Origin of the sequence: Pasteurella dagmatis, from assembly GCF_900186835.1 — a bacterium.
GTDB lineage: Bacteria > Pseudomonadota > Gammaproteobacteria > Enterobacterales > Pasteurellaceae > Pasteurella > Pasteurella dagmatis.
On sequence record NZ_LT906448.1, the window covers coordinates 1,347,501 to 1,360,606 of the forward strand.

12 protein-coding genes and 1 tRNA gene (1 of these 13 only partly in view) are annotated in these 13,106 nt (G+C 37.6%); 3 read left to right on the plus strand and 10 right to left on the minus strand.

The genetic code is table 11. The annotated features are described in order from the left end of the window. From CKV78_RS06160 to msrB, 6 genes are all read right to left on the minus strand, one after another. On the minus strand, positions 1-355 hold the 5' portion of the coding sequence (locus tag CKV78_RS06160) for a chorismate lyase (protein ID WP_005763000.1). 158 nt of this gene lie to the left of the window's left edge; only the first 355 of its 513 coding nucleotides appear in the window; the start codon lies at positions 353-355; its stop codon lies beyond the left edge, outside the window. Next, a complete protein-coding gene (recG, locus tag CKV78_RS06165; protein ID WP_005763002.1) occupies positions 348-2,429 on the minus strand; it encodes an ATP-dependent DNA helicase RecG in 2,082 nt (693 codons plus the stop codon). The genes CKV78_RS06160 and recG overlap by 8 nt, the downstream gene beginning before the upstream one ends. Further along, on the minus strand, positions 2,426-4,549 hold the full coding sequence (gene spoT / locus CKV78_RS06170) for a bifunctional GTP diphosphokinase/guanosine-3',5'-bis pyrophosphate 3'-pyrophosphohydrolase (protein ID WP_005763004.1): 2,124 nt from the start codon (positions 4,547-4,549) through the stop codon (positions 2,426-2,428). The genes recG and spoT overlap by 4 nt, the downstream gene beginning before the upstream one ends. A 60-nt stretch (positions 4,550-4,609) precedes the next feature. Next, the gene (gene rpoZ, locus CKV78_RS06175) at positions 4,610-4,882 is read right to left on the minus strand and encodes a DNA-directed RNA polymerase subunit omega (RefSeq protein WP_005763006.1); all 273 of its coding nucleotides are present in this window, start codon (positions 4,880-4,882) and stop codon (positions 4,610-4,612) included. Between the two features lie 66 nt (positions 4,883-4,948). Beyond that, positions 4,949-5,575, minus strand: coding sequence for a guanylate kinase (gene gmk, locus CKV78_RS06180; protein WP_005763008.1), 627 nt, complete (start codon positions 5,573-5,575; stop codon positions 4,949-4,951). A 97-nt stretch (positions 5,576-5,672) separates the two neighbouring features. Further along, positions 5,673-6,065 (minus strand): peptide-methionine (R)-S-oxide reductase MsrB, encoded by a 393-nt coding sequence (gene msrB, locus CKV78_RS06185; RefSeq protein ID WP_005763009.1) that lies wholly within the window; start codon positions 6,063-6,065, stop codon positions 5,673-5,675. A gap of 247 nt (positions 6,066-6,312) precedes the next feature. Here msrB and gap point away from each other — a divergent pair, with 247 nt between their 5' ends. Next, on the plus strand, positions 6,313-7,317 hold the full coding sequence (gene gap, locus CKV78_RS06190; RefSeq protein WP_005763011.1) for a type I glyceraldehyde-3-phosphate dehydrogenase: 1,005 nt from the start codon (positions 6,313-6,315) through the stop codon (positions 7,315-7,317). A 129-nt stretch (positions 7,318-7,446) separates the two neighbouring features. On the opposite strand, the gene CKV78_RS06195 is transcribed toward gap, so the two are convergent. Then, a complete protein-coding gene (locus CKV78_RS06195) occupies positions 7,447-7,578 on the minus strand; it encodes an entericidin A/B family lipoprotein (RefSeq protein WP_005763013.1) in 132 nt (43 codons plus the stop codon). A gap of 254 nt (positions 7,579-7,832) precedes the next feature. Here CKV78_RS06195 and CKV78_RS06200 point away from each other — a divergent pair, with 254 nt between their 5' ends. Further along, on the plus strand, positions 7,833-9,653 hold the full coding sequence (locus tag CKV78_RS06200) for an AMP-dependent synthetase/ligase (RefSeq protein ID WP_005763014.1): 1,821 nt from the start codon (positions 7,833-7,835) through the stop codon (positions 9,651-9,653). A gap of 53 nt (positions 9,654-9,706) precedes the next feature. Here CKV78_RS06200 and znuA read toward each other — a convergent pair whose 3' ends face one another. The 3 genes from znuA to mltA all read right to left on the minus strand — a co-directional run bounded on the left by znuA (position 9,707) and on the right by mltA (position 12,793). Next, positions 9,707-10,783: a zinc ABC transporter substrate-binding protein ZnuA gene (gene znuA, locus CKV78_RS06205; RefSeq protein WP_005763016.1), complete on the minus strand. Its 1,077-nt coding sequence runs from the start codon at positions 10,781-10,783 to the stop codon at positions 9,707-9,709. 151 nt (positions 10,784-10,934) lie between these two features. Continuing rightward, positions 10,935-11,696 carry a tRNA cyclic N6-threonylcarbamoyladenosine(37) synthase TcdA gene (gene tcdA, locus CKV78_RS06210; protein ID WP_005763018.1) on the minus strand — a complete coding sequence of 254 codons (762 nt, stop codon included), beginning with the start codon at positions 11,694-11,696 and terminating at the stop codon, positions 10,935-10,937. Beyond that, positions 11,696-12,793, minus strand: a complete 1,098-nt coding sequence (gene mltA, locus CKV78_RS06215) for a murein transglycosylase A (RefSeq protein WP_005763020.1) — start codon at positions 12,791-12,793, stop codon at positions 11,696-11,698. The genes tcdA and mltA overlap by 1 nt, the downstream gene beginning before the upstream one ends. Positions 12,794-13,029: 236 nt before the next feature. Here mltA and CKV78_RS06220 point away from each other — a divergent pair. Then, positions 13,030-13,106: transfer RNA gene (locus tag CKV78_RS06220), tRNA-Met, on the plus strand.

The window sequence follows — 13,106 nt, forward strand, 5'->3', positions numbered from 1 at the left end:
AAAGCCATTCACCCAGAGCGCGATTACCCAACTGTTGCAATTCTGAATGGGCAGCTAATAAAGTGTTAGGTATCAGAGTTCTAGCAAAAATCAGTGGCTGTGTATCACTATTTAATAAAACTTCGCGACACCAAAATTGCTTATGGGTTCGAACAAAAAAATCCTGTTCATTTTGACTAACGCTATTAACCCAATATTCAGTGAGAACTTGTATATTAATAGTAGGGAAGGAGGATCTCAATTGTGCAGTGAGTGATGTAGATAAACTCAACCAGTTTTCAATATGTAGTGGGACATTCATATCCTCAGGTGATAACCAATTCGCTTGCTGAATAAATTGAGAATAATCACACATTCGTATAAATCTCCCGTTGGTTGAGCCAACGTTGAGTAAGTTTTGCTGCAATATCAGGTTGTTCAACAATTAAACGACGAGCATAATATTGCACTGTTGGTATCATTTTTCGATCACGTAGCAAATTTGCCACTTTAAACTCTGCAATCCCTGTTTGCTTTGTGCCTAACACTTCACCCGGTCCCCGAATTTCCAAATCTTTTTCTGAAATAACAAAACCATCTTGTGTTTCTCTTAGCACTTGTAAGCGTTTTTGTGAAATTTTACCCAATGGTGGCTTATACATTAATACACAAAATGATGCAGTTGTTCCCCGTCCTACACGCCCACGTAACTGGTGTAATTGCGACAAACCAAGACGCTCCGCATTTTCAATAATCATTAAACTCGCATTCGGAACATCAACGCCAACCTCAATTACGGTTGTTGCGACTAATAAATCAATTTCTGCGCTCTTAAATGCAGTCATAATTTCTTGTTTTTCTGCTGGCTTCATTCTTCCATGTACTAAGCCTATACGTAAGTGCGGTAAAATTTTTCGAAGATCTTCCGCAATTGCTGCTGCAGCTTGTGCTTCCAACACTTCTGACTCATCAATCAAAGTACATACCCAATAGGCTTGACGTTTCTCATTTACGCAAGCATTATTGACTCGAGCGATCACCTCTGCTCTTCTATCCTCTGAAATTGCCACTGTCGTAATTGGTGTTCGGCCAGGAGGTAATTCATCAATAATCGAAGTATCTAAATCAGCATAAACTGTCATCGCTAGAGTTCTCGGGATTGGTGTTGCTGTCATAATTAATTGATGTGGATACATATCAGCTTTTTTACCCTTTTCCCTAAGCATTAAACGTTGGTGTACACCAAAGCGATGCTGTTCGTCCACAATTACTAACGCAAGATCAGAAAACTCTACATTTTCTTGGAACAGGGCATGTGTTCCCACCACCATTTGGACTTTCCCTGTACGAATGTCTTCTAATTCAGTCTGACGAGCTTTACCTTTGACTTTTCCTGCTAACCAGCCAACCTCAATACCCAATGGTTCTAACCAACGACGAAAACTTGCAGTATGTTGCTCTGCTAGAATCTCAGTTGGTGCCATCAAAGCTACCTGCTTACCATTATCAATCGCTAAAATTGCGGCAAGTGCAGCAACTAAAGTTTTACCAGAACCAACATCGCCTTGCACTAATCGCATCATAGGGAAAGGATTAGCTAGATCTCGCTCAATATCTTGTGTTACACGAGCTTGTGCATTTGTTGGCTTAAATGGTAACTGAGCCAAAAAACGCTGCTTTAAATCACTACGATAATGCAATGGATAAGCAGAAAATTGCTGCGTCCCTAACCGCACTTTTTGCATCGCTAAATTATGCGCTAACAACTCTTCAAAAATCAGGCGTTGTTGTGCGGGATGCTTACCGTTTTCCAATGCTTCAAGGGATGTATCTGGCGGAGGACGATGTAAAAAACGAATAGCCTCTTTTAAGCTAAACGGATGAGGATTAAATTCATTAGGCAGAATTTCTGCAATTTGAATTTTATCTAATACAGCTAAGGCTTGATCAGTCAGCTTACGTAATGAATTTTGTTTTAGACCTTCTGTTGTAGAATAAATAGGCGTTAGTGTTTCTTCTAAAACCGACGGTACATTATCACGAAGAATCTGATAGTCAGGATGATGAATCTCTGCCATAAAACGACCACGTTTAATTTCACCAAAAGCCTTAACTCTCGCACCAGGTTGCAAACTTGATTTCATACCTGCATTAAAATTAAAAAAGCGTAACGAGATTTTTGATGTGCCATCAGATAAAGAAACACTTAAAATCGGGCGTTTGCCAAACTGCACTTCACAAGTTTGTACAATTCCTTCAATGGTAGCGTAAGATTCTGGACGAAGATCTTTAATTGGGGTTATTCTTGTACGATCTTCATAACGGATAGGTAGATGGAATAACAAATCTTGGAGATTATGGATGCCAATCCGACTAAGTTTTTCTGAAACGGCTGGTCCAACACCTGAAAGCGTGGTTATCGGGACAGCATCAAGAAATTGGATGCTCATTGATTGATATTACGTTCAATATTCACAAAACCTGGTATTGTTTTAATTTTACGAATGATATTCGCAAGATGTTTTGTATCAGTTACTGTTAATAATACGATAATCTGATACATACGCCCTTCTTGTTCTTCAGTCCAAATACTTTGAATGTTGCTACCTAAAGAAGAAATCGCTGTTGTGAGGTTTGGTAAAGCACCATGCTGATTAATCATCTCGATTCGTAGTTCAGCCTCAAAATCAATTATATTATCGCTTTGTTCCCATTCAACAGGTATATAATGTTCTGGACTATCTTTATGGTTTTTTAAGTTAGCACAAAATTCATGGTGAATTACCAATCCTTTACCAGAGCTAGTATACGCCACAATTGGATCGCCCGGGATAGGATGACAACATTGTGCAAATGTAGTGAGTAAACCACCTGTATTTTTAATTTCAAGTGGGTGTTTATTATTACTCGTATCGCCATCTGTATCAATTTCTATCAACTCACCTAAAAGGCGATATGCAATTACTGCACTCATTTGATTGCCAAGACCAATTTCGATTAATAAATTATCAAAACTTTCTAATTTAAGTTCTGTTAATAATGTTTGAACCTTTTCTGGAGCAAGATCTTCAACTTTTGTTGGCGCCAATGCTCGGCTCAATTGACGCTTTCCAAGTGCCAATGCCTCACCACCACGAAGATTTTTTAGGAAGTTACGAATATTAGTGCGAGCTTTAGCAGTTACCACGAAATTCAACCAACCTGCACTAGGTTGTGAATTTGGCAAGGTAATAATATCGACAGTTTGCCCTGATGTTAATGCTTGTGATAGCGGATAAGATTTACGATCCACATTCGCTGCGATACAACTATGTCCAATATCAGTATGCACTGCGTAAGCGAAATCCACAGGAGTAGCCCCCACTGGCAGTTCAACAATGCGACCTTTGGGCGTAAAAACATAAATTTCTTTCGGGAAAAATTCTGATTTAACGCTTTCAATAAACTCAAACGAGTTACCCACACTTTGTTGTAATTCAATTAAGCTTTGTAGCCAGCGTTGTGCGCGAATTTGCACCGTCGTACTGTCATTTTTACCACCTTCTTTATACGCCCAATGCGCAGCAACACCCATCTCTGCCATTTGATCCATTTCTTCAGTACGTATCTGCACTTCTACTGGTACACCATGTGGACCAATCATCGAGGTGTGTAATGACTGATAGCCATTGGCTTTGGGTACAGCAATATAATCTTTTACACGACCTGGACGCGGTTTATATAAACCGTGCATTTGACCTAACACACGGTAGCAAGTGTCAATATCTTTCACCACTGCTCGGAAGGCATAAATGTCCATAATCGAATGAAACTGCTGATCTTTAAGTTTCATTTTTTGATAAATTGCGTACAGGTGCTTCTCACGACCAAATACACGAGCATTAATCCCCACATCTTCCAATCTACCTTTAATTTCATTTGTGATACGTTGGATCATATCTTTACGGTTACCACGAGCTACTTGTACCACTTTTTGCAATACAGCATAGCGTTGCGGATGCATCGCCTCAAAGCCAAGATCTTCAAGCTCATTTTTAATATGCTCAATCCCTAATCGATGAGCAAGTGGACTGTAAATTTCAAGAGTTTCTTTGGCAATACGGCGGCGTTTATCAGGACGTAAAGCACCCAGCGTGCGCATATTGTGAGTTCTATCGGCGAGTTTAATCAAAACGACTCGAATGTCTCGTGTCATTGCTAAAATCATTTTTCGGAAGTTTTCTGCAGCCGCTTCTTTGCGAGTGCGGAACTTCAATTTATCAAGTTTTGATACGCCTTCCACAATTTCTGCCACACTTTTACCAAATTCAGTTTCAAGCTGTTCTTCGGTATAGGGAGTGTCTTCAATTACATCATGCAACAACGCTGCCATCACTGCTTCGTGATCTAAACGCATTTCAGCAATAATTGATGCGACGGCAACTGGGTGTGTAATATAAGGTTCACCGCTAGAACGCGACTGTCCCTCGTGTGCATCACGAGCAATAACGTACGCACGTTTTACTAGTTCAATCTGTTCTGCCGGCAAATATGCCTCAATAATTCGATTTAAACTTTCAAAAAGATACAAGGGACACCTGACTTATTTCAATGTTAATAAAGGAAAACTTGGCAAAAAATGACCGCACTTTTATTGATTGTTAGATAACAAAGAAACAGCGTGTAATTCAGAGTTTTCTTTTTCTAACGCATCATAACGCTCTTGTGCATTCATAATGTCGTTATTGATCAAACCTTTTTCAATTTCACGTAATGCTATAACGGTTGGTTTGTCATTATCTTCTGGCACTAAAGGTTCACGAATATGTAACTGTAATTGTCTTGCACGACGCGCTGCGGTCAAAATTAAATCAAAACGGTTACCAATTTTCTCTACCGCATCTTGTACTGTTACACGAGCCATATATTACTCCATCTCTTATTAGTCAAAAAATGTTAAAAAAGGGTTCCTATGATACTAAAGTGCAGCCTATTTTGCTAGTAATTGTTCAATTAAAGCCTGATTTTGTTTGTCTTGATGTACTAAAGTTAAACGCTCTGCGCGTAAAATTGCTTGTAAATCTGCTAATGCTTGTTCAAACACATCATTAACAATCACATAATCATATTCATTGTAATGTGAAATTTCTTCAATCGCTTTAGACATACGATTTGCGATCACTTCTTCACTATCTTGCCCACGACCAATCAAACGACGCTCTAGCTCAACTAACGATGGTGGTAAAATAAAAATGCTTTTTACGTTAGGCACTTTTTGGCGTATTTGCTGCGCACCTTGCCAATCAATATCTAAAAATACATCGATCCCTTTCGCAAGATTTTCCTCAATCGCCGGCAATGAGGTACCGTAATAATTACCACCAAAGACTCTTGCATACTCGAGGAATAAATCCTGCTCGATCAATGCTTCAAATTCCTCAACTGACACAAAATAATAATGTACACCGTGGCTCTCACCAGGGCGTGGTAGTCTTGTAGTATGCGAAACAGATACCATCATTTTATTATTATCTTGCTGATTTAATAATGCCGAAATTAATGAAGATTTACCTGCTCCACTGGGTGCAGAAAGAATATATAAATTACCTTGAGCCATAATACGTTCCTTTATAATAAATTATGTGCCTTATTATGCCGAGAATTCCAAGCAAAATCAGCTAAAAATCCGAAAGTGCGGTGGATTTTTTGGAAACTTATCCTTCGATAATCTCTCCTGTTTCTAAATCTTCAAATGCCATAGAAACTGAATTCACACAGTAACGTAAACCTGTTGGTTCAGGACCATCTTCAAACACGTGTCCCAAATGTGAATCACATTTACCACAACGAATTTCCACTCGAGGACGTGATAACTTATAATCATCCAAATAACGAATAGCTTCTGGTGATATAGCTTCAAAAAAGCTTGGCCAACCACAACCCGCATCAAATTTTGTATCAGAAACAAAAAGTGGCGAATGGCACACGACACAGCGATATAGTCCTTTTTTATGTTGATTTAATAATTTTCCAGTAAATGGATGTTCTGTGCCCTGATTTAAACAGATATGTACTTGCATATCCGTCATTTCTTCCCTTTTTTTCATTTTCTTCCTCAATAAAAATTATCTAATAATTTGTTTTAAAAAATAGAATAAAGTTCTACAAGTTACTTTTTTTATTATTTTGACATAGATCACAAAAAGTTTATCTGTTATGGTTTTCCCCATGGTCTAGTTTCACAACTAAAAAAAAACCATGCTATAATCCACAGTGACAAAAAACAAAAGTGAAACATTCCATTTTTGTTCTATGTAACAGTTTTGTTTAACTTTAAATATAGGTGAAAATCTTATGGCAATTAAAATTGGTATCAACGGCTTTGGCCGTATCGGTCGTATCGTATTCCGTGCTGCACAACATCGTGATGACATCGAAGTTGTAGGTATCAACGACTTAATCGATGTTGAATATATGGCTTATATGCTTAAATACGATTCAACTCACGGTCGTTTCGATGGTACTGTTGAAGTAAAAGATGGCAACTTAGTTGTTAACGGTAAATCAATCCGTGTAACTGCTGAGCGTGATCCAGCGAACTTAAAATGGGACGAAATCGGTGTAGATATCGCAGTTGAAGCAACTGGTTTATTCTTAGATGATGCAACAGCACGTAAACACATCACTGCGGGTGCGAAAAAAGTTGTTTTAACTGGTCCATCTAAAGATGCAACTCCAATGTTCGTAAGAGGTGTAAACTTCGATAAATATGAAGGTCAAGATATCGTTTCTAACGCATCTTGTACAACTAACTGCTTAGCACCATTAGCAAAAGTAATTCACGAGAAATTTGGTATTAAAGATGGTTTAATGACAACTGTTCACGCAACAACAGCAACACAAAAAACAGTTGACGGTCCATCAGCAAAAGACTGGCGTGGTGGTCGTGGTGCTTCACAAAATATTATTCCTTCATCAACTGGTGCAGCTAAAGCAGTAGGTAAAGTATTACCAGCATTAAACGGAAAATTAACAGGTATGGCTTTCCGTGTTCCTACTACAAACGTATCTGTTGTTGATTTAACCGTTAACTTAGAAAAACCAGCAACTTACGCTGAAATCTGTGCAGAAATCAAACGTGCTTCTGAAAACGAAATGAAAGGCGTTTTAGGTTATACTGAAGATGCTGTAGTTTCTACAGACTTCAACGGCTGTACATTAACCTCTGTATTTGATGCAGCAGCAGGTATCGCATTAACAGATACATTCGTGAAATTAGTTTCTTGGTATGACAACGAAGCAGGTTATTCTAACAAAGTGTTAGACTTAGTGGCATTAGTTCACAACTATAAAGCTTAATCTTAAGATTTTATTCACCAAGCCTCTTGCATAAACAAGGGGCTTTTTTATCACCTATAAAAATAAAAGCCGAATTTACAGATTATCTATTCGGCTTTTGATTAAATATTATATTCGGGTAAAAGCAAATTACTTACTTGCTGCGTTCTCGATTTTAGAACCCACTTTTTGAATATCTTTCCCCATACCTTTAGTAGTTTCACAAGCAGTTAAACTTAATGCAAATGTTGCAGATAATAAAACAGCAATTAATTTTTTCATCACAAGCTCCCGTGTATTTTTTGACAATAAAATTAAGTTCTAAGATAAGAACTTGATTTCATCCTATACTATTTTTTAGCAAAAAACAAAATATTCAGTATGAATACTTCATGTTTAAGATTTAGATGAGTTCTCGTAAAAAATCGTGATTCTACTCAAAATTCCGTATGCTTTCTGTAAAAATAACTAGTGTATTTTAGCGAACAAGTGTAAGCTAATATGGTTAAATCATACTAAAATAGACAAAGGACACAATGAGTAATTTGAATTTACATTTTGTTAACCGTATTCGTGAACAATCTAAGCGTTTATCAAATGATACTGCCCTACGCTATCACGCTGAAGACAGCTGGAAAGACATTAGTTGGCAACAATTCCAACAAGAAATAGATGCGTTTTCTTACGCTTTATTAGCAAATAATATTGATATTCAAGATAAGATTGCGATCTTTGCACACAATATGCCACGTTGGACAATTGCTGATATTGGTTCATTACAAACTCGTGCCATTGTCGTGCCTATTTATGCAACAAGTGCAGCCAAACAAGTTGAATACATTCTCAATAATGCAGATGTAAAAATTTTATTCGTCGGCGATCAAGAAGAGTACAACTGTGCGCTAGATATTTTTGAAAACTGCCCACAGTTACAAAAAATTGTCGCAATGAAAGAAGATATTAATTTACAAGAACACCCTAAAGCAGTGAGTTGGCAATCCTTCATTGCTGAAGGTTCTGTTCAACAACAAACCTTACTACAAGAACGTTTAGATAGCAAATCATTAAGTGATTTATTCACTTTAATTTATACCTCTGGCACCACCGGCGAACCCAAAGGGGTTATGTTAGATTATGCCAACCTTGCACACCAATTGGAAGCACACGATACCGCATTTACCACATTAAATGTGAATCAGTACGATGTATCACTGTCATTTTTACCGTTCTCACATATTTTTGAACGTGCTTGGGTGGCATATGTACTTCACCGTGGTGCTGTAAACTGTTACCTTGAAGATAGCAATAAAGTGCGTGAAGCCCTTTCTGAACTTCGTCCAACATTAATGTGTGCAGTACCTCGTTTTTATGAAAAAATTTATACTGCTGTATGGGATAAAGTACAAAAAGCATCATTTATACGTCGCACAATTTTTAACTGGGCAATTTCGATTGGACAAAAACGCTTTGAATTAGCACGCCAAACAAAACCAATTCCGTTTATCTTACGTAAGAAATATGCTCTTGCGGATAAATTGGTTCTCTCTAAATTACGCAAATTGCTCGGTGGGCGTATTAAAATGATGCCTTGTGGTGGTGCAAAACTTGAACCCACTATCGGGCTATTCTTCCACAGTATTGGTATCAACATCAAACTAGGCTATGGTATGACAGAAACTACAGCTACAGTTTCTTGTTGGAAAGATAATAGCTTTGATCCAAATTCAATTGGCACATTAATGCCTGGTACTGAAGTAAAAATCGGTGAAAACAACGAAATTCTAGTGCGTGGTGGAATGGTAATGCGTGGTTACTATAAAAAACCACAAGAAACCAAAGAAACTTTCACTGAAGATGGCTTCTTGAAAACAGGTGATGCCGGTGAATTTGATGCTAATGGAAACCTTTATATTACTGACCGAATTAAAGAATTGATGAAAACCTCGAACGGTAAATATATTGCACCACAATACATTGAAACAAAAGTGGGTAAAGACAAATTCATTGAGCAAATTGCCGTCATTGCAGATGCAAAAAAATATGTGTCTGCATTGATTGTACCTTGCTTTACGAGCCTAGAAGAACACGCCAAGCAGCTCAATATTAAGTATCAAGATCGAATGGAGCTGATTAAACATTCTGAAATTATAAAAATGTTTGAGCAACGCATTAATGAGCTACAAAAAGAACTACCGAGCTTCGAGCAAATCAAAAAATTTACTTTGTTACCACAAGCGTTTACTACAAAGATGGAAGAGATTACACCAACTTTAAAACTCCGTCGTAAAGTGATTTTGGAACGCTACAAAGCTCAAATCGAAGCAATGTATAAAGAATACACTCACAAGAAAGACTAATAACAAAAAGGGCCTCTTAGTAAGAAGCCCTTATTTTTGCGAAAAACCACAATTTATTTACTTAAACAAGAGAAATAACTATCTGCAGTGTATTGTAAGAAATTCGCATAAGAATTCACACCAAGTTTCACAGGATCGCCCATAGGGTCTAAACGACCAATATGAACACCAGTTCCTTTGCTTAAGCTTTCAATCACTTTTGGTGTAAATTGCGGCTCTGCAAATAAGCAATTTACTTTATGCTCTTTAATTTCTTCTTTAATTTTCGCTAATGTTTTCGCACCAGGTGCGACTAATGGATTAATAGTAAAATAACCTGTTTGGTTAAGACCATAAGCGTTATTGAAATAGCTATACGCATCGTGGAATACATAGAAACCTTTTTCTTTCAACGGAGCTAATTGCTGTTTAATTTTTTCACTTTGCGCAGCTAAAGTGCGGTTAAATTCCGCTAAGTTTTGTGCTATTTTCTCTTTTTTCTCTGGATAGAGTTCATTTAAACGAGAGGCTAAACGCTCAGCAACAATTTTACTGATCTCTGGTGAATACCAAACATGCCAGTTAGTACTGTGATCGTGGTCATGTCCATGGTCATGATGATGCGCATTAGTATGCTCATGTTTATGATCGTGATTATGTTTATGGTCGTGATCATGTTTATGGTCGTGATCATGTTTATGGTCGTGATCATGTTTATGGTCATGGTCATGTTTATGCTCATGATCATGTTTATGGTCGTGATCATGTTTATGCTCTTGGCTATGCTTATGCTCATGAGCTTCACCTTCTAATAAATCACCAATTTCAGAAAAATCTGAAATACTTAACACTTTCTTAAATGGCATTGGTCGTAAGGCTTTATCAAGAAATGCATCTACATCCTCCCCTACCCAAACAATCAACTCCGCTGCTTGCAATTTTTGTACATCCGTTGGCTTTAAGCTATAGTCGTGTGGAGAGGCACCCGCTGGAACTAAAACTTCAGTTTCTGTCACGCCGTCTGCAATAGAAGAGGCAATAAAGCCCAAAGGCTTAATTGAAGTGACGATATTTGCATTTGCAAAACTCGCCAAAGAAGCAATACTTACTGCTAATACTGTTTTTTTCAAAGTGTTCATTGAAAGCGCCATTTTTCTATTCCTTATCTAAGAATAATGATCAAAATTTCGCTCTAGCCTACTCTTTTTTAACTCAAATTGCCATCTTTTTTTTAGACAAAAAATAAGTTTAATTGAAAAAAGCGGATAACAATTCTCCTTATTTCTTTCTAGATATTAAACCTTAACGGAGCAACTTATCAATTACACGTGACACAGCAAAGAACCCGAAAGTCGCTGTAATCATCACAGCAGCACCAAAACCATTTGCACAATTCATTGTTGCTGAAACTTTGCAAGTTCCGTCCATTTTCGGAAAAATAAGCGGCTGTGTTGAAAATACACAATCTATGCCAAATTTACGTTTTGGATTTTGGCTAAAATGATATTCTTTTCGTAAAAGCGACCGCACTTTTGAAGCAAGAGGATCTTGAATTGTCTTACTCAAATCAGCAATTTGGATTTGACTAGGATCAGTTTGACCACCCGCTCCTCCCACAGTGATCAATCTAATTTTATTGCGCTTACAAAATGCTATCAGCGCAGCTTTAGTTTTAACGCTATCAATAGCATCAATTACATAATCATAATTTCGTAGCAAGTATTTTGGAAGATTTTCCACCGAAATAAAGTCATCAATAATGTTCACTTGGCATTCAGGGTTAATTAGCTCAATCCGTGCTTTCATTGCCTCTGTTTTAAGCAGACCTATATTGCCTGAAAGAGCATGAATTTGACGATTAATATTGGTTACACAAATATCATCCATATCAATTAGTGTCAATTGTCCAACGCCTGATCGTGCTAATGCCTCTGCGCACCAAGACCCCACTCCACCAATACCAATTACACATACATGAGATTGTCTTAATCGCTCAAGAGCATCCATACCGTATAAGCGTCCAATCCCACCAAATCGCTGCTCGTAATTATCCACTCGTGCCATTATTGTAATACCCACACTCGACCATAATGTTTTGATAATCCAGCAATATGTCCTGCATCATCACCAATACCACGATATAAATCAAAATGATGACCTTTCACGGCACCACCGACATCCAATGCAACCATTAAATGCAGTTGATGTTCACCCGTCCAATTACCATCTTTATCCATTTGTGGTACCTCTACTAAAAGCAAGCTGCCCAATGGCACAACACTCCTATCTGCTGCAACTGAAGCCATAGGCACTAAAGGTACGCCAGCAGCACCTTTCACTTTTCCATAAGGATCATTTTTAAAGAAAACATAAGATTCATTACGTTCTAATAGTGTACGTAAACGTGACGGATTGGCTTTTGCCCAATCACGAATCGCTTGAATTGACATTTTTTCTTTCGCAATCTCACCATCTTCCACAAGTAAACGACCAACGCTAGTATAAGGGAAACCATTTTGTCCAGCATAAGCAAAATAAGTTAAGTTACCCTCACCAAAATCCACATAACCGCTACCTTGTACACCTAATAAAAAATTATCGAGCATTGAATCGCTATAAGCTAATTCCAATCCTTTTTTCTCTAATGCTCCTGCATACACTTGTGCACGGCTAAAGCGTTTTTGTTTTGGCATTGCATAAATCGGCTGATTATATTTACCTTGTAATGTACGTCTTGCATGAATAACTGGGGAATAATATCCTGTCATCAACACGTTTTGATAACCATCAAAGCCTTTCATCAGCTGTGGTTCAATACCAAATTCCGCTAAATTATTAATATCACCGCCCGACAATACCCAGTTTGTCACTTTTGCATAATTCTGATGAAACTGGTTACTTAATTTATTTGAGTAATTACGAACATTTGACAATTGTGTCAAGAAATCGCCTTGATTAATGACTGCACTTTGATTTTCAACTCGCGATACTGGTGTGAGAATCGCCTGCTGATAAGTTCTTCCTGAATATTTTGCTCCAAATTTTTGCGGATCTGCTTTGTCATCTTTAACCAAAACTTTTGGATTAGAAGAACAAGCTGCTAGAAAAGTAACCGCAAAAAGTGCGGTCAATTTTAGAATGTTTTTTGGCTGGAATAACATTTTCTGTCCTAAATAATGAAAGCGAATAGAAGGGCATACGCTATCAGAAAAGACACAAAAAATATAGACTAAATTAGGGCTTTTTATTTAACTCGTATTTAACGGCCATGCGAGTTCTACAGTTCTATTTAAGAATAAAAAATACACACATCGTTTATTTTTATAACAAACAGCAATAGATATTTAATGTTTTTGTTGCAATAAATTCTCAAGCGAGTATATTACAGCAACACAGACGCGGGGTGGAGCAGCTTGGTAGCTCGTCGGGCTCATAACCCGAAGGTCGTCGGTTCAAATCCGGCCCCCGCAACCA